The sequence below is a fragment of the Vibrio cortegadensis genome (assembly GCF_024347395.1).
Classification (GTDB): Bacteria; Pseudomonadota; Gammaproteobacteria; order Enterobacterales; family Vibrionaceae; genus Vibrio; species Vibrio cortegadensis.
Map to the genome: position 1 here is coordinate 2557637 of NZ_AP025472.1, position 21935 is coordinate 2579571.

General features: G+C 42.1%; 19 protein-coding genes and 1 other annotated feature. Of the genes, 7 read left to right on the forward strand and 12 right to left on the reverse strand.

Annotated elements, in window-relative coordinates:
- Positions 1-95: 95 nt before the first annotated feature.
- Positions 96-614: a flavodoxin FldB gene (gene fldB, locus OCV39_RS12010; protein WP_261888526.1), complete on the forward strand. Its 519-nt coding sequence runs from the start codon at positions 96-98 to the stop codon at positions 612-614.
- A gap of 70 nt (positions 615-684) precedes the next feature.
- Here the strand turns inward: fldB and brnQ are convergent, their stop codons facing one another.
- Positions 685-1998, reverse strand: a complete 1314-nt coding sequence (brnQ, locus tag OCV39_RS12015) for a branched-chain amino acid transport system II carrier protein (protein WP_113799384.1) — start codon at positions 1996-1998, stop codon at positions 685-687.
- 319 nt (positions 1999-2317) lie between these two features.
- Between brnQ and OCV39_RS12020 the strand changes: the two genes are divergently transcribed.
- Positions 2318-3037 carry a tRNA1(Val) (adenine(37)-N6)-methyltransferase gene (locus OCV39_RS12020; protein ID WP_261888527.1) on the forward strand — a complete coding sequence of 240 codons (720 nt, stop codon included), beginning with the start codon at positions 2318-2320 and terminating at the stop codon, positions 3035-3037.
- A gap of 117 nt (positions 3038-3154) precedes the next feature.
- Entirely contained in the window at positions 3155-4390 is a 1236-nt protein-coding gene (gene srmB, locus OCV39_RS12025; RefSeq protein WP_113799637.1) for an ATP-dependent RNA helicase SrmB, read from the forward strand.
- A 170-nt stretch (positions 4391-4560) separates the two neighbouring features.
- Here srmB and yaaA read toward each other — a convergent pair whose 3' ends face one another.
- Both yaaA and OCV39_RS12035 read right to left on the reverse strand, forming a co-directional pair.
- On the reverse strand, positions 4561-5337 hold the full coding sequence (yaaA, locus tag OCV39_RS12030; RefSeq protein ID WP_261888528.1) for a peroxide stress protein YaaA: 777 nt from the start codon (positions 5335-5337) through the stop codon (positions 4561-4563).
- Positions 5338-5446: 109 nt separating this feature from the next.
- Positions 5447-6877 carry an alanine/glycine:cation symporter family protein gene (locus OCV39_RS12035; RefSeq protein ID WP_017051037.1) on the reverse strand — a complete coding sequence of 477 codons (1431 nt, stop codon included), beginning with the start codon at positions 6875-6877 and terminating at the stop codon, positions 5447-5449.
- Positions 6878-7587: 710 nt separating this feature from the next.
- Here OCV39_RS12035 and OCV39_RS12040 point away from each other — a divergent pair.
- The gene (locus OCV39_RS12040; RefSeq protein WP_017051038.1) at positions 7588-7773 is read left to right on the forward strand and encodes a DUF3545 family protein; all 186 of its coding nucleotides are present in this window, start codon (positions 7588-7590) and stop codon (positions 7771-7773) included.
- Between the two features lie 184 nt (positions 7774-7957).
- Here the strand turns inward: OCV39_RS12040 and OCV39_RS12045 are convergent, their stop codons facing one another.
- From OCV39_RS12045 to nfo, 3 genes are all read right to left on the reverse strand, one after another.
- Positions 7958-8509: a hemerythrin domain-containing protein gene (locus OCV39_RS12045; protein WP_017051039.1), complete on the reverse strand. Its 552-nt coding sequence runs from the start codon at positions 8507-8509 to the stop codon at positions 7958-7960.
- A 119-nt stretch (positions 8510-8628) separates the two neighbouring features.
- Positions 8629-9309, reverse strand: a complete 681-nt coding sequence (ung, locus tag OCV39_RS12050; protein WP_261888529.1) for a uracil-DNA glycosylase — start codon at positions 9307-9309, stop codon at positions 8629-8631.
- Positions 9310-9645: 336 nt separating this feature from the next.
- Entirely contained in the window at positions 9646-10521 is an 876-nt protein-coding gene (gene nfo, locus OCV39_RS12055; protein ID WP_171756194.1) for a deoxyribonuclease IV, read from the reverse strand.
- A 332-nt stretch (positions 10522-10853) separates the two neighbouring features.
- Between nfo and grcA the strand changes: the two genes are divergently transcribed.
- Positions 10854-11231, forward strand: coding sequence for an autonomous glycyl radical cofactor GrcA (gene grcA, locus OCV39_RS12060; RefSeq protein WP_017051042.1), 378 nt, complete (start codon positions 10854-10856; stop codon positions 11229-11231).
- A gap of 93 nt (positions 11232-11324) precedes the next feature.
- Here the strand turns inward: grcA and thrC are convergent, their stop codons facing one another.
- From thrC to thrA, 3 genes are read right to left on the reverse strand one after another with little or no spacing between them, the layout of a single operon-like run.
- Positions 11325-12608, reverse strand: a complete 1284-nt coding sequence (gene thrC / locus OCV39_RS12065) for a threonine synthase (protein WP_261888530.1) — start codon at positions 12606-12608, stop codon at positions 11325-11327.
- Complete coding sequence (gene thrB, locus OCV39_RS12070; RefSeq protein WP_017051044.1) at positions 12605-13576, reverse strand: homoserine kinase; 972 nt, start codon at positions 13574-13576, stop codon at positions 12605-12607. The genes thrC and thrB overlap by 4 nt, the downstream gene beginning before the upstream one ends.
- 2 nt (positions 13577-13578) lie before the next feature.
- Positions 13579-16038 carry a bifunctional aspartate kinase/homoserine dehydrogenase I gene (gene thrA, locus OCV39_RS12075; RefSeq protein ID WP_261888531.1) on the reverse strand — a complete coding sequence of 820 codons (2460 nt, stop codon included), beginning with the start codon at positions 16036-16038 and terminating at the stop codon, positions 13579-13581.
- 30 nt (positions 16039-16068) lie between these two features.
- Positions 16069-16186, reverse strand: a sequence feature (Thr leader region).
- A 302-nt stretch (positions 16187-16488) separates the two neighbouring features.
- Between thrA and OCV39_RS12080 the strand changes: the two genes are divergently transcribed.
- Entirely contained in the window at positions 16489-16962 is a 474-nt protein-coding gene (locus OCV39_RS12080) for a hypothetical protein (protein ID WP_029203204.1), read from the forward strand.
- 13 nt (positions 16963-16975) lie between these two features.
- Here the strand turns inward: OCV39_RS12080 and OCV39_RS12085 are convergent, their stop codons facing one another.
- Complete coding sequence (locus OCV39_RS12085; RefSeq protein ID WP_017051047.1) at positions 16976-17458, reverse strand: putative 4-hydroxy-4-methyl-2-oxoglutarate aldolase; 483 nt, start codon at positions 17456-17458, stop codon at positions 16976-16978.
- Positions 17459-18242: 784 nt separating this feature from the next.
- Between OCV39_RS12085 and arcA the strand changes: the two genes are divergently transcribed.
- Positions 18243-18959, forward strand: coding sequence for a two-component system response regulator ArcA (arcA, locus tag OCV39_RS12090; protein ID WP_017051048.1), 717 nt, complete (start codon positions 18243-18245; stop codon positions 18957-18959).
- A gap of 125 nt (positions 18960-19084) precedes the next feature.
- Here arcA and OCV39_RS12095 read toward each other — a convergent pair whose 3' ends face one another.
- Together OCV39_RS12095 and arcB are read right to left on the reverse strand one after the other, a co-directional pair.
- Positions 19085-19525, reverse strand: coding sequence for a hypothetical protein (locus OCV39_RS12095; RefSeq protein ID WP_017051049.1), 441 nt, complete (start codon positions 19523-19525; stop codon positions 19085-19087).
- 4 nt (positions 19526-19529) lie between these two features.
- The gene (gene arcB / locus OCV39_RS12100) at positions 19530-21896 is read right to left on the reverse strand and encodes an aerobic respiration two-component sensor histidine kinase ArcB (protein ID WP_136994149.1); all 2367 of its coding nucleotides are present in this window, start codon (positions 21894-21896) and stop codon (positions 19530-19532) included.
- Positions 21897-21935: the final 39 nt, after the last annotated feature.

The window sequence follows — 21935 nt, forward strand, 5'->3', positions numbered from 1 at the left end:
TACTATAAAAAAGAGAACTAGAGCGGATATTCACTGCAATCATCCGCAAAATATGGGTAGAATTCGCCATCACTTCTCAAAACCAACGATGCGCTATGAAAATTGGACTGTTCTACGGCTCAACCACTTGCTACACCGAAATGGCTGCCGAAAAAATTCGGGCAATTATCGGGGAAGATCTCGTCGATATTTTTAATGTCAAAGATTGTGATATTTCCCAAATGAGCAATTATGATCTCTTAATCTTAGGCATCTCGACTTGGGATTTTGGCGAAATTCAAGAAGATTGGAGCGCGATCTGGCAAGAGGTTGGTGGCGTTCCACTGAAAGATAAATGCGTCGCTCTCTTTGGTTTGGGCGATCAAGAAGGGTATGGTGAATGGTACCTTGATGCGATGGGTCTACTTCATGATGAACTCAAAAGTAGCGGCGCACAGTTTATTGGTTACTGGCCAAATGAAGGCTATGAATTTGAAGCATCAAAAGCTCTCACAGAAGACAACTCTCACTTCGTTGGTCTAGCGTTAGATGAAGATTCTCAATATGAGCTAAGCGATCAACGAATTGAAGATTGGTGTGAACAAATTTTAGTTGAGTTCCACGACTCTCTATAAATAACTACGCCAAATAAAAAAGGGGTTGATGCTTAACACATCAACCCCTTTTTTAGTATTCAGAATGACGTTATGCCACTTCTTCTACTAACTCTTCTTGCTGAGATTTACCTACAAAGAACATGCAAACCATCGCGGTCACTGTCGGTAATAACCAACCCATACCGATGTCAAATAAAGGCAGCATATTTAGCGCAGAAACATCAACGCCAGCCACTTTAGCGCCATCAATCATAGCGAACATCAGAGAGACTAAAATCACAACACGGTACGCCATTTGCGGGTTTGGTAGCTTCTTACGGATAAAGGTAAGTGCAACCAATGCAATCGCCACTGGGTACAGTGCAAACAGCACAGGTACAGAGAGTGAAATAAGCTGAGCTAGACCCACGTTTGCCACTATTGCACAAGCCACACCATTGATGATGACCCATTTTTTGTAAGACAGTGGCGTCAATGAGCTGAAGTAATCAGAACATGCTGAGATCAGGCCAATGGCTGTGGTTAAACACGCTAGCATTACGATGACAGACAGAACAATCTGGCCAGATGGTCCAAACAGAGCTTGAACGTATAGGCTAAGAACAACACCGCCGTTATCTACACCACTTGCTACTGCTGCACTTGTCGCGCCAAGGTAGAACAGTGAGATATAAACAAATGCTAAACCAGCAGCCGCAATACACGCTGCGCTGATCAGGTATTTAGTTACTGCAGCACGCTCTGTTACGCCTTTACTGCGCATGGCATCAACAATTAGCATACCAAACATCAATGAACCGAACGTATCCATTGTGTTGTAGCCTTCAAGGAAACCTTTCGTCAACGGCTGAGTCAGGTAATCCCCTTGAGCGGCAATCATCGCACCTTGAGGGTTTGTGAATACGGCAACAGCTAAAATAATAAGACCGACAAAAAGTGCAGGTGTTAATACTTTACCAATAACATCAATCAGTTTGCCCTGCGTCCAAGCGAAACCCATCGCGATAGCAAAGAAAATGATAGAGAAGATCGTTAAATCAATTTGAGCGGCATCGATAATGAATGGTTTAACTGCCATCTCGTAGGCAACAAGACCGGTACGAGGTGCTGCAAATGCAGGGCCGATAATGATAAAGATCAGAACCGCCATGATAGTCGCAGCTTGCTTTGGCAAGTCTTTAGTCAAATGGCCCCATGTGCCACCCGCAACAGCAATAGCAATAATGGTAACCAAAGGAAGACCTACCGCTGTTAATAAAAAGCCACTCATTGCAGGCAATAGGTTTTCACCCGCTAGCTGACCCGCTAGAGGTGGAAAGATAATGTTGCCAGCACCCAAGAAAAAAGCAAAAAGCATGAAGCCCAATGCAATTATATCTGTTAATTTTAAACTCTGTTTCACAGATAACCCTTATACTTATAATTTATTAAATGTTGTGTTTACTTTCGGAAATGAACCACTCAAAAATGCGAGGTAGCATCAAGAAAATAGAGCCGCATAATGACCAAACACTCATCAATCCGCAAGTCTCAAGAAAAAAACACCATATTAATTTACATATTCACCTCAAAAGCAGTGAATATCACTGGCTCTGAAAAAATATCCAGTATTATATTTGGATCATAAAAGACCCAAAACCGATAACAACCAGAACATTCAACCAAACATTTGTTTAACATTAGATGTAATTACTTAAATTAATCAAAGCGCCAGAATAAACATGAAAAGTAGCACGTTAAAAACTAAGAGCTTCAATTTTAAACAATTCTCAATCAATGGGGGGCAAAGTGGTATGCCCGTTAGTACCGATGGCGTTCTACTCGGTGCGTGGTTCGAGCCACATCAAGCACAAACAATATTGGATTTAGGAACAGGGACAGGATTACTCGCTCTCATGTGTGCTCAACGTTTTCCAAATGCCAAGCTCCAAGCTATCGATATTGATCAACATGCAATTCAAGCGGCAACACACAATTTCCAATCATCACTTTGGTCACCGCGCATTAAGGGTTTACTTGGGGATATTCTTACTCAAGATTTCAGTCACACATTTGATGCCATCATCTGTAACCCGCCTTACTTCAATAATGGCGAACAGTCACAACATACCCAGCGAGCCACTGCCCGTCATACCGACACCCTATCGCATCGCGATCTATTAGCACGCAGCCACACACTACTTTCTGAACAAGGAAAAGCGAGTTTTATTCTGCCAAAAGTGGAAGGCCAAGCTTTCATTGATATGGCGAAAGAGATGGGCTGGTTTTTAAGTCGAATTTGTACCGTTAAGCCTTCAGAGCGAAAACCTGAACATCGGATCTTATTCGAATTAAGTAAACAACTGGAAGAAACGTCGGTGGAATGTTTAACGATTCACGGCGCAAACGGTTATAGCGATGACTTTATTGCGTTAACCAAAGATTTTTATCTCAAGATGTAGAAATATCATGTGATCCTAATCACTAATGCTTCTATAATGCCCGACTATTCTTTTTTATCCTCCATGCCGTAAATGAAATGGCTTGTGGAGAACATTATTGCTTGTGGAGAAACAACAGTGATCAGAACCTTTGCAGAACTCGATCTTGACCAAGATCTGCTAAAAGCAATCGACGAAATGGGCTACGAACGCCCAACACAAGTGCAAGCAGAAGCGATCCCACAAGCGTTAGATGGAAAAGACGTTTTAGCATCAGCCCCGACAGGCACAGGTAAAACTGCCTCTTTTGCTCTGCCCGCTTTACAGTACTTACTCGATTTCCCACGTAAGAAAGGCGGCCCTGCGCGTGTCCTGATTCTTACTCCGACTCGTGAGCTTGCTATGCAGGTTGCCGATCAAGCTCGTGAAATGGCGAAATACACCAGTTTAAATGTCTTCACCATTACCGGTGGTGTCATGTACCAAGAGCATGCTGATATTCTTGGCACGACTCAAGATATCGTGGTTGCAACACCAGGCCGCTTAATGGAGTACATTGAAGCTGAGCGTTTTGATTGCCGTGCCATTGAATGGCTGATCTTAGATGAAGCTGACCGCATGCTTGATATGGGCTTTGCTCCGGTTGTTGACCGCCTTGCTGCTGAATGTCGCTGGCGTAAACAGACGTTGCTATTCTCAGCAACACTAGAAGGCAAAGGCGTTGAAGGCTTTACTGAAGATCTTCTTAAAAACCCTGCTGAAATCGATGCACAATCATCACTACGTGAACGTAAGAAGATCACTCAGTGGTATCACCGTGCCGATACGCCAGATCACAAACTTGCGCTACTGAAACACATCATCACAGAGCAAGCGGAACGCACTATCGTATTTTTGAAAACCCGCGATCGTTTGGCTGAACTCCGTTCTCAATTAGAAAGTGCCAAGATCCCATGTGTTTGGATCCAAGGTGAAATGCCACAAGATCGTCGTAACAGTGCTATGTCTCGTTTCCGTGATGGCAGCATCAACGTATTATTGGCAACCGATGTTGCCGCGCGTGGTATCGACCTTCCGGACGTAAGCCACGTTATCAACTACGATATGCCTCGTACTGCCGATGTCTACCTGCACCGTATTGGCCGTACCGCTCGTGCTGGTAAGAAAGGTAATGCGATTTCGATTCTTGAAGCCCATGACCAACCAATGATTGAACGTGTTGCTCGTTACACCAAAGAGAGCATTAAAGAGCGTTTCATTGAAGGCATGCGACCAACGCATAAAAAGCCGACTTTCAGTAAGAAAAAGAAAGTGAAAAAAGACGACAAAAAAGCCGTCGCTAAAAAGAAAAGCGCGAAGAAAAAGAAAAAGTAGTTCGATTTGAAAAGATGAGGTTATCGATCTTGTGACACAAGCGTCTACCTCATTACTAAATTGAAAGAGACAAAAAGGCCGATCAATAGCAATTGATCGGCCTTTTCATTGAGTTCATCTAAATTGAAACTAAGATCGCTTGAGCTGAGAACTTAGCCAAACAAACTAAATTAGTTCTGCTCTTCGCGCTTAAATACCAACTCTTTAGCGTTTGATTCTTGTTCTACAAAGTAATAACCCGCCACATCAAACTTCACAAGCTCTTCAACCGACTCAATACGGTTTTCAATAATGTAACGCGCCATCAAGCCTCGTGCTTTCTTCGCATAAAAGCTGATCACTTTATATTGGCCGTTCTTACAATCTTTAAATATTGGCGTAATCACGTCGCCATTCAATTTCTTTGGCTTGACCGCTTTAAAGTATTCATTCGACGCCAAGTTGATCAGCACATTATCGCCTTGCGCTTCTAATGCTTGGTTCAACTTATCGGTAATGAGATCACCCCAGAACTGATACAAGTTAGTGCCACGAGCGTTGGCTAACCGCGTTCCCATCTCTAAGCGGTAAGGCTGCATCAAATCTAACGGCTTTAACAAACCATAGAGGCCCGAGAGCATACGTAAGTGTGACTGTGCATAGTCAAAGTCGCCATCACTCAACGTTTGAGCATCGAGCCCAGTATAAACATCGCCTTTAAAAGCCAAAATAGCTTGTCGGGCGTTCTCAAGGCTAAACTCTTCACGCCACTGTTCAAAACGCGCCACGTTCAAGCCAGCGATTTTATCACTCACTTTCATTAATGCTGATATATCGGTAGGGGTAAGTTTACGACACTCCTCAATCAGTTCTGCCGAATGTTCAATAAATTCAGGCTGAGTAAAACGTTCAGTGACAAGTTGAGACTCATAATCCAACGTCTTAGCGGGTGAAACAACGATTAGCATGACTTGTACCTTATAGTAATATTTTTCTTAGAGTATAAAAAAAGCCACGCTGCGTCATTAACTGACTGCAACATGGCTTTTATTTAACTATTTCAGTAATTCGAAACAGTTAGTCTTTTTTGTTGTTATCCCAAATGCCATCTTCAAGCTGAGATTTTAGCTCAGGGAAATCATCTGCATTAAAAGTGGGTAGTTTGCCTGCTTTCAACTGCTGGTTGTAATCTTTCGCAAGCTTAATCACGATCCCTGATAGCAAGATAATCGCCACCAAGTTCACTATCGCCATCAGCCCCATTGATACATCAGCAAGCGCCCAAACCGTTGGCAGGGTCGCCATTGAACCAAACATCACCATTGCAAGAACCACGACACGGAATATACCAATGCCCGCTTTATGATTATGCTCTAAGAAGATCAAGTTCGTTTCAGCGTATGAGTAGTTAGCAATGATCGATGTAAAGGCGAAGAAGAAGATTGCAACGGCAACAAAAATGCCGCCCCATGGACCCACTTGTGCCGTCAATGCTCGTTGAGTCAGCTCAATACCCGTAATTTCGCCGTGCGGAACATATTCACCCGACATTAGGATAATCGCAACCGTCGCTGAACAGATCACAATAGTGTCCATAAATACGCCTAGCATCTGAACATAACCTTGAGATGCTGGGTGTGGTGGATATGGTGTTGCCGACGCCGCAGCATTAGGTGCAGAACCCATACCCGCTTCATTCGAGAACAAACCACGTTTAATACCTTGGATCATAGCTTGAGCAATCGCGTAGCCTAAACCACCCGCAGCCGCTTCTTGGAAACCAAACGCACTCTTGAAAATCAGCGCTAACACTTCAGGTACTTTTTCAAGGTTCATAAACATCACGAACAGAGCAATACCTAAGTAAGCGAGAGCCATTACAGGAACGATCAGTTCGGCAGTACGTGCAATACGCTTGATGCCACCAAAAATAACCACAGCGGAAAGAAGAACGATACCGATACCGACATAGATTTCTTCAATGCCAAAAGCCGTTTTCATTGCGCCAGCAATTGAGTTCGCTTGAACTGCATTGAAAACAAGGCCGAAAGCGATGATAAGGAAGATAGAGAATAGAACCCCCATCCAACGCATTCCTAACCCTTTTTCCATGTAGTACGCAGGGCCACCACGGTAGTTACCATCGTCATCTTTAGTTTTGTATAACTGCGCCAATGTGCTTTCGGCAAATGATGTTGCCATACCAAGCATCGCAATTAGCCACATCCAAAAAATAGCACCTGGGCCACCAGCAGTAAGAGCAACAGCCACACCAGCCATGTTACCCGTACCAACACGAGCTGCTAAACTGGTACAAAGCGCTTGAAAAGAAGAGATACCAGCACTGTCCGCTTTACGGCTGTCTTTTAGGACACTGAACATGTGACCAAAATGGCGAAACTGAATAAACCCAAGACGGATAGTGAAGTAGATACCTACACCAACCAAAAGATAAACTAAAATCGATCCCCAAAGGAGATCATTCATTAAATTGATTAAATCTGTCACTTGAACCTCACATAGAGTTGCACTGATCCTGCTTCCTAGCCCTCCTCTAACTCGCTTATGCCATGTGTCAATGTTGTGTTTGGCATTGGTTATATTGCGTTTTATTGCAAGTTAGAATGTAAATTGTCGCTTCATGCATCCATTTTACGTATCAGTGTATTTTGACGGGCGGATAATGCAGCTTGATTGGGGAAAAATCAATAAGAGATCGAGCGCATAACGTATGTTAATTCTCACCAATACGTCACCTACCGTTAACACAACAGGAAACATTTACTTTCAATTCCAGACACAAATAATCACATAAACACCACAAGATAGGTGTTCACCCTCTTATGGGAATGGCATTCCTTATGTGAGCAATAAAAGTAGGCAAACCAAGGTGTCAGCCAAATCTCTCAAATTATATTGACCCATCCCACATCCATTCTGAATTAGGCTATAAGAAACAAAACACACACTACGCCAAATACGCCTAATTAAACACGATTAGTTAACAATTAGAGCCTACAAATTTAATCACGAACATCGACTCGTTTGGATAATTTTTAACCAAATCACATTGTAAAAAGTGTGCGGCTCAGTGAAAAATAGTACGAAAACGTAATGAAAAAGAAACAAATGAGAAACATATCAAGGTTATACTGCTCGAAAATATGCTAATAAACAGCTTCCGAGAAGGAAGAATAACTAAACAAATGAGGTAGCTTATGGAAGGGTTGCAACTAGAACATGTTATGGATAGCTTTACACCTCCAACTCGCTCAACAAAAACCAAACCCGCCAAGCGTAAATGGCGAGAAATTGAAGCGATTAACGATAAAAAACGTCTCCAAAAAGAGCTAATGGATCTTGATGGATGTCTAGATTACAAATATGAAGATATTGAGCTTTAACCGTTAACTAGAGAGTCTGGTTTCCCTTGCTCTCTAACTCAACCCAACGATCAATATAAAAGAGGCGCTGCATATGCGCCTCTTTCTATTTAGCCAAATCAACTATTACAGTGAACTGAAAAGCAATCTTCCTTAAAGACAACCTGCTTAGTCTCATCTCACTTAGCTGAAAGTATCGTGTAAACTAAATGCATTCCCGCTCAGTCTGCCGAACTCTTTCTGCCAACTGTAAATACCGATCTGCAATCGTCTCCCCAAATACTGGGTCATTATCTTCTTGTTCCCACAACGCTTCGACTTGTTGCCAATCTTCCGTTGTAAACGCTCGATTAATCAGAGGGATGATCTTTTTCTCTTCAAAATCGAGATGCTCATGCTGGTCAGTAATAAATTCTTGGAGTTGTTTAGTAAAGACTTCACGTGGAACAACGGCATCTTGCAAAATCATTTCCACGACGCCTAAGAATTCATGTGTTTTTTCAGATAACGTGACATGCTGAGATTCAAGGTTTTCGATCTCTTGTTGATGACCGTAATGCTCTTGGTAGTAGTGATATAGAACATCTTCTTTAGGGTGGTGTATTTTTTCTGAATGATTCGCTAAGTAATCGACTACCTCTTTTACTAAGCTGTAGTTGATTGGTTGATCGTTATTCAACTGCTTGAGTTTAGTACTTAAAATGGCTAACAGGCGAACCATATAGCCATGCTCTCGTCTAATCCTTTCAATCATCATTGTAAGCCTCCGTTATACTCACTAAAAGTAAGTGTATATAAAGAGGGCTCATCCTGCTTTGATTTTGGTCGAAAAATAGCCAATTAACTTTTTAAGCAGACTTTATTGAACATGATGAACTATAACGTTACAGGAAGATGCCAATTAATCGGTTGTTTTCCACTATCAATAAGCAATTGATTGGCTTGAGAGAAATGCTGACAACCAAAAAATCCACGTCGGGCTGAAAGTGGTGAAGGGTGTGGAGCAGTCAAGACATGGTGACGCTCACGATCGATCATTTGACCTTTCTTCTGGGCATGCGCTCCCCATAATAGAAAAACAATGCCATCACCTTGAGCATCCAGTACTTCAATCACCTTGTCAGAAAACGTTTCCCAGCCACATTTCGAGTGAGAGTGAGCTAACCCTTCTTCAACCGTAAAGACAGTATTAAGCAGTAACACTCCTTGATCTGCCCAAGAGGTCAAATAGCCATGATCTGGAATTACAAATCCATCAATATCTTCAGCCAGTTCCTTGTACATATTTCGTAGTGATGGCGGTGTTTTTATTCCCGGAAGCACTGAGAAACATAAACCGTGTGCTTGATTTGCACCGTGATATGGATCTTGCCCCAAAATAACCACTTTAACCTTGCTAATCTCAGTATGCTCAAAAGCATTAAACACATCAGATTCAGGAGGGTAAATCGATTTACCTTGCTTTCGTTGTGATCCGACAAACTCAACCAGAGTCTGAAAATACGCTTTCTGCTTTTCAGACTCAATGACATCATTCCAACAGCTAAAAGGGTTCATTGTAATTCTCGAAAAATAAACATTGTCCTATTCTACGCTGCGGCATGTACATTAGTAGAGAATTAATTTTAGGGTCGAGGGCGAGTTGGGCAGCGGTGTGGGTTTGGGCCAGTGATATGCCGATTAGGGATCGGCAAACGTGATGTTGGGGACAGGGGTCTCACTGTTGGTTTCGATATTCCTATTAAACCGTTTGAATCTTGCATATGGCATCCTCCACTACATTCAACTAAATCAGATCCTACTCATTCAGCCCCCTCCTGCTAATAAATACTGAGCAGGAGAGTGCCGTATAAAAGACATGAAAAAAAGATGCCAAGTTTATGCGTCAGTCAATTAGCGAATTGAATCCAAATGAAATTTTCTTAGCTGCTGAATTTCATCTTTCCAAATGGTTGAATCTATTGTTTCTAAAATCAAAGGGATAGAATCAAAACGCTCATCAGCCATGATATATTCAAAACAGCTCCAACCAATTTCTCCTTTACCCAATGAATGGTGCCTATCCACTCGGCTCGCAAATTCTACTTTCGAGTCATTTAGGTGCATTGCCCTTAAATATTGCATGCCTACAACATGATCGAACTCAGCAAACGTCGCTTCACAAGCCTCTGCACTTCGTAAATCATACCCCGCAGTAAATGTGTGGCAGGTATCTAGGCATACACCAACTCGCGATTTATCTTCTACTTGATCAATGATTTCAGCGAGATGCTCGAAACGCCAACCAAGGTTTGTTCCTTGACCTGCCGTATTCTCGATAACGGCGACAACATTAGGCACCGCTTGATGAGCTAAATTTATTGACTCGGCAATCTTAGACAAACATTCGCTCTCTGAGATTTTCTTTAAATGGCTACCGGGATGGAAATTAAGCAGTGTTAGCCCCAACTGTTGGCATCGCTCCATTTCATCTATAAATGCCGCGCGCGATTTCTCAAGCTTCTCTTCTTCTGGAGCGCCCAAGTTAATCAAATATGAGTCATGGGGCAGAATTTGCTCTGCAGAGAAGCCCAGCATTTTGCAATTCGCTTTAAATGCGCTGATCGTTGCCGCTTCAAGTGGTTTTGCTACCCACTGTCTTTGGTTCTTAGTAAACAGAGCAAAAGCATTTGCTCCTAATTCTCGTGCCCTTAGTGGAGCTTGATCAACACCACCTGCCGCCGAGACATGTGCACCAATATATTTCGTTATTTGCTTTGAAGTTTTCATGTTCTTTAATCACTTTGTACTTTCAGTTTTAGTCTCTAACCGGTTGTTATTCTTTGATTGAGTTCAAAATTTAGACTCATTTTGTAGTAAGTTTACAACAAAATGAGTTGTTAACTATTTTTTATATTATCAAATAAATTGTAACCAGCATGTTTTTAAAGGTTTTATTGATTCAGCGCAATAAAACAACCTTGAAAAAATAATGGTTTTTAGTTGTAATTTGATCTAAATCAATACTATCATGTCGGATATTGGATATATAATACCCTGCTCAATAAAATTCGAAAGTTAACACCACAATAAACACCACAGAAGTGGACTAGGAGATAGTGATGATTCAAGGTATTCAAATTACTAAAGCTGCAAACGACGCGCTACTAAACTCAATCTGGCTACTAGACAGCGAAAAAAATGAAGCTCGCTGTGTTGTTGCTTCTGCAGGTTACGAAGCTGACCAAGTTGTTGCAGCAGCAGAACTAGGTGAGTACGAAAGCCGTGAAGTTGCAATTGAAAGCGCACCGCTAATCGAAGGTGGTCAACACCTTAACGTTAACGTTCTAAAACGTGAAACACTTGAAGATGCAGTTGCGCACCCAGAAAAATACCCACAGTTAACAATCCGTGTTTCTGGCTACGCTGTACGTTTCAACTCTTTAACTGTTGAACAGCAAAAAGACGTAATCGCACGTACTTTTACTGAATCTCTATAATTGATACTCAGCTATCTCAACCTTAGGTTGGTGTAGCATCAAATAGAAAAACGGCACTCAATTGAGTGCCGTTTGTTTATCTGTCACTTGCGCTTACTTTTGAGCGTTACGTAATACCACTTTCAAAGCATCAAAATCATTTTCTAGATCTTCCGATAATAGCGCTAATGCCGCATGTTTTGCTAAAGGCGCTGGCAGTTCGATGTCTGTACCTAAAATATCATCAACCACGTCTTTAAACTTAGCTGGGTGAGCCGTACAAAGGAATAGTCCTGTTTCATCAGCCTGAAGTTGCTCATCAAGCAGACGATAAGCTATCGCACCATGCGGCTCGCATAAGTAACCTTGAGCTTGTAGGTCACGTACAGATTGCGCACTCTGCTCGTCTGATACTTTACCTTTACCTAACGTATCCAAACCCCAGCCTTTCAATTGACAAAGTTCTTCTATACGAGGCCAGTTATTCGGTTGGCTTACATCCATTGCATTTGATGTTGTCGCTACCGTTGGTTTTGGATCCCATTGACCAGTCTCTAAATAACGAGGCACAGTATCGTTTTCGTTGGTTGCCGCAATAAAGCGCTTAACAGGTAGCCCTAACGATTTTGCCAACAACCCAGCGGTCAAGTTACCAAAGTTGCCGCTTGGTACTGAGATCACTAGATTTTCACGCTGCTCTTTTGTCATTTGAGCAGCAGCTTCGAAGTAGTAACAAATCTGAGCCATTAAGCGACTAATATTGATTGAGTTCGCCGAATTTAAACCTATCTCTTTACGCAGTTCGGCATTATCAAATGATTGCTTCACTAATGCTTGGCAATCGTCAAAATCACCATTAATGGCTACTGTGTGAATATTTTTACCTAACGTGCAGAAAAGCTTCTCTTGCAGAGGGCTGATCTTGCCTTTCGGATATAGGATCACAACATTAATGTTTTCCATACCATAGAAAGCATGAGCAACCGCAGCGCCTGTATCACCCGACGTAGCAGTAAGAATAGTGATCTTTCCACCATCGGATACCGCTGCCAAAGATTGAGCCATAAAACGACCACCAAAATCTTTGAACGCTAGTGTCGGCCCATGAAATAGCTCCAGTGCGTACACTCCCTCTTTTACCTTTTTAATCGGTGCTGGGAATTGGAATGCAGCATCCACCAGTTCATTGACTGTCTCAGCTGACAGTTCATCACCAATCAGTGCGGATAATATTTTGCTACTACGAGGGATAAAATCCTCTGCAAGTAGTGCATCAATATCGTCAAACTTTGGTAATACTGATGGAAAAAATAGACCTTGATTACGACCTAACCCTTGGCGCACGGCTTGGCCAAAAGAGACTTGCTCGTCATTTTCTTTGATGTTGTACAGCTTCATAGTGAACTTCCTGTAACGATCGAACCCTGCTTATCTAAACGACAAACATGAACGAATCCTTCTTTATTTTGTACGTAATTTTGTTCGAGCCAAAGAGCAACGCGCTCTGCGACATCTTGTGTTTCGCAAATGCTAAATAGCGTTGGACCACTGCCTGAGATTCCTGTGGCAAGCGCTCCGGCTGATGTCGCATAGTTACGCGCATCAGCAAAACCCGGTAGCAGTTTCGCACGATATGGTTCAGCAATCACGTCTTTGATCATCTTCGCGGCAAGCTGAGGTTGATTCGAGTGACACGCATGAATAAAGCCTGCGAGGTGACGTCCGTGTGCAATAATATCTTGGCGGCGATATTGAGACGGTAGAATTTCACGCGCTTCCGCAGTCGATACTTTGATACCCGGATACGCCATCACCCAGAACCAATCATCAAAGCATGGTACTTCTTGGCTGATGATATCGAGCTCTTCTAGCATAAGTTGCACGCCACCAAGATAACAAGGGGCGACATTGTCATAATGGATACCACCAGAGATCTTCCCTTCCATCTCTCCCATTAGGGCTAAAAGTTCAGTCTCATTTAGTGGCTGTTCATGAAAACGATTGAGCGCATCGAGGGCAGCGACAATCGAACAGGCACTCGATCCTAGCCCCGAACCAATTGGCATGTTTTTCTCAAGCGTCATTTCAAGAGGTTTAAGCGCTACCCCTTTGCGATCTAACTCGCGAGCAAACACAACCCAGCAATCATACACAATATTATCTTGTGGATTTTCAGGCAGCTTAGAGACAAAGTTACCTGCAGTTTTTAAGCTAAAGGCTTGCTCACCATCTTGCACCAACACTCGGTCACCAAGCAGCGAGCCATCAATTGGCGATACCGCGGCACCCAGTACATCAAAGCCAACACTTACGTTGCCGATAGATGCTGGTGCGTAAACGACAACACCGTTATTCGTAGAACTCATGGTTAAACTCCCAACTTCCAGCCAAGGGTACGCATTACATCAGAGAAAACCCCTGCAGCGGTAACTTCGGTTCCCGCACCGTAGCCACGTAATACTAACGGGATCGGCTGATAATAGCGGCTATAGAAGGCTAAGGCGTTCTCACCATCTTTAATCTTAAACATTGGGTCGTCGCTATCCACAGCAGCGATACGAACTTTGCACTTCCCTTCGTTAATTTCACCGACATAACGTAAAACTTTACCCTCTTCTGCGGCCGCAGCTAACTGCTGTTTGAAGTATTCATCCGCTTCAGGTAAACGCGCCATGAACTCTTCGATACTTCCTGAATCGTCAAAACCAGGTGGTAGAGCTTGGTCCACTTCAACATCTTCCAGCTCAAGAGCCATACCCGCTTCACGAGCGAGGATCAGCAATTTACGCGCGACATCCATACCAGAGAGATCATCACGAGGGTCGGGTTCCGTAAATCCATTCTCTTTTGCTATGTTCGTTGCTTGACTTAATGTCATGCCTTCATCAAGTTTGCCAAAGATGTAAGAGAGAGACCCAGATAAAATACCGTTGAATTTCTCAAGCTCATCGCCCGCTGAAATCAGGTTTTGCAGGTTTTCAATAACAGGAAGCCCCGCGCCTACCGTTGTTTCATACATCAACTTACGGCGCGAGCTTCTCGCCACATCTCGTAATTGGTGATAGTAAGCCATGCTTGCGGTATTGGCTTTTTTGTTTGGTGTGACAACGTGGAAACCTGCACCTAGGAAATCAGCGTATTGCTTAGCGATCCCTTCACTGGATGTGCAATCTACCAATACAGGGTTGATAATATGGTTGCGCTGAACAAGTGAAATGAGCCTTGCAAGGCTGAATTCTTCTGTTGCGCTTTTCATTCGGTCTCGCCAGTGTTCAAGTGGCAATCCTTCACTATCAAGCAGTAAACCTTTACTATTCGCCAAACCACAAACACGGATCACAATGCCTTTGTCCGCCAATTTTGCTTGTTGACGCTGAATTTGGTCGACTAACTCACCACCGACACCACCAATCCCAACAACGAAGACATCAAGGAAATGTTTAGAGTTAAATAAGTTCTCATGACACGCTTTGATCGCTTCTTTGATCTTATCTTCTGGGATCACCGCTGAAATTGCTCGCTCTGAAGAGCCTTGAGCAATCGCGACAATATTGACGTTCACTTCAGCCAAAGATGCAAAGAATTGAGAAGCCACACCACGAGAAGTGCGCATACCATCCCCAACAAGAGTGACAATGGCCACATCATCAATAAACTCTACGGGCTCTAAAAGACCATCTTTAAGTTCCAATTCAAAAGCGTCACGTAGAACTTGCTGTGCTCGCAGTTTATCCATTTCTTCAATACAGAAACTGATACTGTACTCGGATGAAGATTGCGTAATCAGGACAATAGAAACACCAGCAGAGGACATCGCACCGAAAACACGGCTCGCCATGCCTACCATGCCTTTCATACCTGGGCCCGATACATTAACCATTGTTAGGTTACTTAGCGTGGTGATCCCTTTAATTGCGAGGTTATCTTCACCTGTATCTTGACCAATAAGTGTCCCAGCACCTTGTGGATTAAAACTATTTTTGATTAAGCATGGAATATGGAATTGAGCAATCGGTGCGATGGTTTTAGGGTGCAATACTGAAGCACCAAAATAGGATAACTCCATCGCTTCTTGATAGCTCAGTGATTTTAACAAGCGAGCGTCATCAACCAAGCGAGGGTCACAGTTATAAACACCATCCACGTCCGTCCAGATCTCACAGCAATCTGCACGCAAGCATGCTGCTAATACGGCAGCTGAGTAGTCAGAACCATTACGACCTAAAGTGACTAATTCACCTTTTTCATTACCGGCGGTAAAACCAGGCATAATGCTGACGCTGCCGCTAGGAAGTGGATTCTGACGAAAGTTTTGAGTAGAAACATCAACATCAACCATGGCTTCAAGGTGATCACCTTTGGCAAATAGATATTGAACGGGATCGATCAAGTTGGCAGCTTGCCCTTTTGCCTCTAATACCGCTTTCATTAGCTGAATAGAGATTCGCTCGCCTTTACTGATAATGCGTGCATTAACATGATTTGGGCACATACCCAGTAAGTTAATACCATGCACAAATTGGCGTAGTTGCGATAATGAGGTCTTAACTTGATTATCAAACGCCGTGTTTGCGATATTAGGCAGAACAGCCTTAATGGCGATAAATAGCTCTTGAAATGATGACTCAAGCTCCGCAATTTGCAGATCGGCTTCGCCATTGCGTAAAGCTCCATCGATCACTGCTACTAATTTATTGGTCGTTTTTCCTGGTGCAGATAGAACAACCGCAACCTCTTCCTGTTGAGCATTATTAGCAATGATATCCGCAGCTCGTAAAAAACGATCTGCATCTGCTAACGATGATCCTCCAAACTTTAAAACTCGCATCCCTTTCTCCAAAAATCGTAAAAATGACCTAAAAAAAAGGCCCGTATCTCGTTAGATACAGGCCTTTTTTTGAAAAATTTCGCTTAGCAGCCTGCCCCAACATTTATAATATCGGTAATAATAATGGTGGTGGTCATTACTAGTTGGCTGTTATGAAGCATATGATAATTCTCTATACTCTTTGCGATTGCGTAACTCTACGTTTACCGATTTTACAAACTTTAGTCAATTAAAAACTGATTTTTTTTCATATTTAACTAGAATTATCGGTTGAAAGCTCTTTTTATCGCTTCTAATTAGCTCAAACAAAGCATTGTCAAAGACACATAAGTTAATAACTAATTGCTATATGATTTTTACAGCAATCACTTTTCCATTGTGCTTTAATTAGATTCATAGAGTGAAAGCATGCTCATAAAAATAATAATTTGTGCCGTTAGTACAAAATCAATCAAGGAGTGGATAATGAGATTATTGATCTGTCTATTAACCTTGATTGCGCCTGCTTGTTTCGCAACCACACTTCCACAACTTCCCTCTTCGCTGAATGCCTCTCCGCACCAGTTTTTCCTTTCTAGTGAAAATCAGTTCAACGAAAAATTTGATGTCTGGAACATTGATGGTGGTTACTCATACAATCTATTTAACTCTGTGGATTTGTATGTGGGGGCTCATGTCAATAATTCTGCACTTGGCAGCGATAATGGTTTTCTTAGTGGCGTCAGTTATAAGGTGAGTGAGCGGATCATTGTGAAGAGCACTCTGCGCTCGACAAACGTTGAGATAAATAATGAGAAACAAGGTGTGATGGCTGCTGAGATCTCAAGTCGAATGCGCTTGTCTGACAATCTAGATTTACATGCCACTCTCGATTACCAAGAGTGGCAGCAAGGTATTGAAGTCGGTTTAGGCTTTCGTTTTTAATATACTTCCGTTTTTAAAATGAAAGTAAATCCTTTGATGTGAGTATCCCATTCCAGTCGGAATAAATATAATCACCCGGTTGAATTAACTGATTTTGTATCGTCAGCGTCACCTGCGTATCACCTGCTCCGCGCTTCTCCGTTTTAAATGGGCAACTACCTAACGCTTTAATCCCGAGATCCATTTGAGAGAGCATAGCTACGTCTCTTACAGCACCATAAACAATGATGCCTTCCCAATGATTCTCAATCGCTTTAATCGCTAATTGATCCCCAAGTAACGCTTTTTGGCATGAACCATTGCCGTCAACAAATAACACTTTCCCTTTGCCGTTTTGGTCTAATATATCGCGAACTTTTGAATTATCGTGATAGCACCTTACCGTCACAATCTCGCCCCAAAAGGCATCTCGTTGGCCGAAGTTTTGTAGTGGTAAGTTGAGTAGTGTGACCTTATCTTCATACTGATCACAAATATCAGGGGTTATATCTTTCATCATTCCTCCATGAGTTCAGAAGTCATTATCCCTATAAATTATAGGACTAATAACAACTTTAAATTTTACTACGCCATCATTTTTCACATCTGGCGTCTTTCCTTATCGCAATCCTAGGATAAAAAAAGTCTGTTTTCGGTCAGAGTAGAGCAAAAGCAAAGATCGAAAACTAAAAAATTGGACTGAGGTCAAAACTCGTTAAAACGTCTATAATCTTATTAAGAAATTTACGGTTTCGTTACCTAAGACAAATAACTGTACTCTAAATTCAGAAAAATTTCTTATTGATATTGGTTTCTTATTCTGTATTTTCAATTTATAGAGGCAGTAATATATAATTTAAAACATAAAAAACAGATTAAATTACAGTGCTTTATAGACTAATTATAATTATATCATTAATTAGAAGCTAAATTCATCTCTGAATAAGAGCGCAACTCAAGCTATCATTCAGTCATATTGATACATGTTTTGGATTTTCTGCATACTATTAATATTTGTTACATTTCATCTCTTGATATAAATCAACAAAGTGAATGGAATTAACATTCTAGCATTGTTAGCAAGCTGTTAAGATTATAGAATCCGCTCATTAACTGGCAGAATAATGAAAGACGTAACGGAAACCTCGTTCTTTGGCAACTTTCCATGGATGGCGGATAGCTTAAGTAAGTGTATTTTTGAAAACTTTAGTTTATTATCAAAAAAACATTACCTGTATGTTATATTTTTGCCTAGAATTTATTCTATTAGCACAATTTCGTCACAAATTTAGGTACCGCCAATGCAAACCCCGCAGATTCTTATCGTTGAAGATGAGCAAGTAACTCGTAACACTCTTAAGAGCATTTTTGAAGCAGAAGGATATGCTGTTTTTGAGGCTAGTGATGGTGAAGAGATGCACCAAGTGTTATCTGACAATCAAATTAATTTGGTTATCATGGATATCAACTTACCTGGCAAAAACGGTCTATTACTCGCTCGTGAACTCCGTGAACAAGCAAATGTAGCGTTAATGTTCTTAACGGGTCGTGATAACGAAGTCGACAAGATCCTTGGTCTTGAAATTGGTGCTGATGATTACATCACTAAACCATTCAACCCACGTGAATTAACTATCCGTGCGCGTAACCTATTGAACCGCTCTATGAGTGCTAACACAGTTCAAGAAGAGAAACGTAGCGTAGAGAAGTATGAGTTCAACGGTTGGATCCTAGATATCAATAGCCGCTCTCTAGTAAGCCCTGACGGCGAAGGCTACAAACTGCCTCGTTCTGAATTCCGCGCATTGCTGCACTTCTGTGAGAACCCTGGAAAAATCCAAACTCGCGCAGACTTACTGAAGAAAATGACAGGCCGTGAGCTAAAACCACACGATCGTACTGTTGATGTAACGATCCGTCGTATCCGTAAGCACTTCGAATCTATTTCAGGTACTCCTGAAATCATTGCAACGATTCACGGTGAAGGTTACCGTTTCTGTGGCGATCTAGAAGAATAGATTTCACTGAAAACAGAGTATCAAAAAAGGGATAATGCGAAAGCATCATCCCTTTTTTAGATCTGAGCCCTTAAAACGTAAGGCTTAGGTTTTAGGTTTTAGATCTTAAGCTTAGAGCTTAGGTCTTAGTAAATAGCGTCAATATTGACACCTTTCTCGACTAACCACTCCACCTTGTCTTCGTTTTTCGTTTCTACGGCGATATCAATCGGCAGGTTTGGAAGTACATCTAATTGCCACTGAAAAGCGATTTCCCACGAGTTTTCACTGTGAGTTCTCACTTCTATCGCATCTCCATCTAAAAGCCATAGGTTCTCTCCTTGGCGTAAGGTCACGCTGTTCAACTCAAGTGTCGCAGGTAAGCTAGTATCAGATTTTAAATAGATAGAACCATTTAATGTCTGCTCTTGTGCCTCCCCAATCTGTGGCATCTTATTGACCCACAAATTGCTGCTTAATTTAACTTCCGACTGAGCAACTAACATCTGACTATCTTGCTGCCAATCAACTTGTGCTGTTGAACAACCTGCTAATACAAGCATGCATGCGAGTGTTAATTTTTTCATAACGTTACCTTTGGTTTAGCCAATCTTTTAATACTTGAATATCATGCTGATACTCATTCTTTATTTCTTCTACCCAATCAGAGATATTTTCCCACCATGCTGGAGCATCCGGTGTTTGAGCTTTTTGAGCAACACTTTGGATATGCTTTAGTCCAATCGAGCCAGCCGCACCTTTGATTTTATGAGCTTCCGATACAATACTCGGTTTATCTTTAGCTATCATATTTGAATCGAGAATCTCTAAATAGCTGGGCATCATATCTTCAAACATAGCAATACTATCAAACACAGGCTTCGTGCCAACAATATCGATATACGATTCCAACATGGTCAGATCCAGCAGTCTAATTTCAATTTCTGTTGGTTCACGCGCCTTGGTTTGTTCTAGCACGGGTGGATGAACCTCTGGTTTTGACTCTGTTGATTCAACCGCTTGTTCTATTTCAATAAGCTCTGTAATAGCATCTTGAATGGCCTTCACAGTTAAAGGCTTGCTGATCGCTTCATCCATGCCATTTTCAAAATACTCACGCTTATCTTTTATCACATTAGCAGTCAGAGCAACCAGCGGTGGTAATTGAGGGTAATGCTCTCGATAATATTTCGCGACATCAAAACCTGTCATATCCGGTAATTGAATATCCAGTAAGGCCAAGTCGTAAGCATCAGGTTGGAAATTAGCAATGGCCTCTTCACCTGTCATCGCGACAGTAACTTGGTGCCCTAAGTTTTCCAGCAACGAACGCGCCACGGTGACATTCAATTCAATGTCTTCAACCATAAAAATATTAAGACTTTGTTGAGCTCGTGGTTGCTTGCGAATAGGAGTACCTTCTTGAACCAAAGGAACTCGGATATTGACGGTAAATGTACTACCAAACCCTTCCTCACTTGTCAGGGTTATGTCTCCATCCATTAAATTAATCAGTTGTCTTGAAACCGCTAAACCAATCCCTGTTCCCACCGCATGTAAATTGTCTTTTCCTGATTTAACTTGGTAGTACATGGCAAAGATTTTATCAATTTCATGCTCCGGTATCCCAATACCACTATCTTCCACTTCCATGGTGATATCGGCAAATTCGTCACCAATATCAGCACTGACGTTCATGACGACACCACCTTCTTTGGTGAATTTCATCGCATTACTAATCAGGTTCCACAGTACTTGGCGTAAACGCGTGGCATCTACTTTTATTGCGGTGGGTAGGTCACTCAATCTTTCAAGATCAAACCTTAAGCCTTTCTGCTCAGCCATGAGAGCGGAAATACTCTCCATTTCTGACACAAAATCATCAAAATTCAGCGGCACGGGTAAAAGCTCAAGTTTACGACGATCAAATTTATCCATATCGATAATATCATTGAAGATATGGCCTAAAGTGACCGCACTCACTTTGATGGTTTGCATATGCTTACGTTGCTCGTCAGTCAGTTGAGTTTCTAACAACATCCGACTTAAACCAACGATACCATTTAACGGTGTTCTGAGTTCATGACTAATAGTGGAAATAAAAGTGGTTTTGTCACGGCTCGCTTTTTCAAGCGTCTCTTGGTATTCCTTACGCTCTGTAATGTCTCGACCAAAGCCAACCAAGCCAAGGTGACGTCCATCTTTGTTATAAAATGGCACTTTACGAAGTTCAAAGTAGCTCTTATGCCCATCAGGATACTCTAGCCACTGCTCATAAGTCAGAGCTTGATTATCACTAAAGACTTTCTCATCTGTCTCTACCACTTGTTGCGCGATCTCTTTGCTGTAGACATCCCATGGGGTCAGCCCCACCAGTTGCTGCTCTTTTTTACCCGTCAACTCTTCAACTGCACGGTTACAGCCAGAAAATACCCCATCGGCATTACGGTAGTAGATCAGGTCAGGGGAAGCATCGATAAATGAGCGCAGTAGCGCCGTTCTTTCTGCAAGTTCAACTTGAGTCCGCTCTCTTTGATACACTTCATTCTCAAGATCTTTAATTGCTTCTTCTCGAGCTTCTTCCGCTTTCTCTCGCTCCTCAATCTGCTGATTAAGTTTTGCAATATTTTGTTGTAAACGCAGATTAAGCTCTTGATCGCGAGAACGCATATCTTTTAATTTAGAGACGAGTTTAGAGAGACGTTGACGAGACTCTTCGAGCTGATCAACCACAACTGAAAGGAAATAGACGGCCCACGGAGTAATCAGCAAACCAAAGAAGACAGAGCGAACGATATCAATATCGCCAACGCCACCTTTCAACGCTAAGGTAATACCAACTTGGACAACAACGGCTAAAGCGACAAGCGCGAGGGCTAATAAGATAGAAAATCGGAGAATGCCCAATTTAACCAACAGGTCAACGTAGTATTGGGCGAGGTTTTTCATGGGTTTCATCAACGGCTCCATGCGATAAGACTCAGAACATTCTAACCT

Coding starts and splice junctions, on each gene's coding strand:
- OCV39_RS12020 (WP_261888527.1), top strand. CDS start 2,318: ATGAAAAGTAGCACGTTAAAAACTAAGAGCTTCAATTTTAAACAATTC.
- arcB (WP_136994149.1), bottom strand. CDS start 21,896: ATGAAACCCATGAAAAACCTCGCCCAATACTACGTTGACCTGTTGGTT.
- arcA (WP_017051048.1), top strand. CDS start 18,243: ATGCAAACCCCGCAGATTCTTATCGTTGAAGATGAGCAAGTAACTCGT.
- yaaA (WP_261888528.1), bottom strand. CDS start 5,337: ATGCTAATCGTTGTTTCACCCGCTAAGACGTTGGATTATGAGTCTCAA.
- ung (WP_261888529.1), bottom strand. CDS start 9,309: ATGAACCCTTTTAGCTGTTGGAATGATGTCATTGAGTCTGAAAAGCAG.
- thrA (WP_261888531.1), bottom strand. CDS start 16,038: ATGCGAGTTTTAAAGTTTGGAGGATCATCGTTAGCAGATGCAGATCGT.
- OCV39_RS12085 (WP_017051047.1), bottom strand. CDS start 17,458: ATGAAAGATATAACCCCTGATATTTGTGATCAGTATGAAGATAAGGTC.
- thrB (WP_017051044.1), bottom strand. CDS start 13,576: ATGAGTTCTACGAATAACGGTGTTGTCGTTTACGCACCAGCATCTATC.
- OCV39_RS12095 (WP_017051049.1), bottom strand. CDS start 19,525: ATGAAAAAATTAACACTCGCATGCATGCTTGTATTAGCAGGTTGTTCA.
- OCV39_RS12045 (WP_017051039.1), bottom strand. CDS start 8,509: ATGATGATTGAAAGGATTAGACGAGAGCATGGCTATATGGTTCGCCTG.
- nfo (WP_171756194.1), bottom strand. CDS start 10,521: ATGAAAACTTCAAAGCAAATAACGAAATATATTGGTGCACATGTCTCG.
- OCV39_RS12040 (WP_017051038.1), top strand. CDS start 7,588: ATGGAAGGGTTGCAACTAGAACATGTTATGGATAGCTTTACACCTCCA.
- fldB (WP_261888526.1), top strand. CDS start 96: ATGAAAATTGGACTGTTCTACGGCTCAACCACTTGCTACACCGAAATG.
- thrC (WP_261888530.1), bottom strand. CDS start 12,608: ATGAAGCTGTACAACATCAAAGAAAATGACGAGCAAGTCTCTTTTGGC.
- grcA (WP_017051042.1), top strand. CDS start 10,854: ATGATTCAAGGTATTCAAATTACTAAAGCTGCAAACGACGCGCTACTA.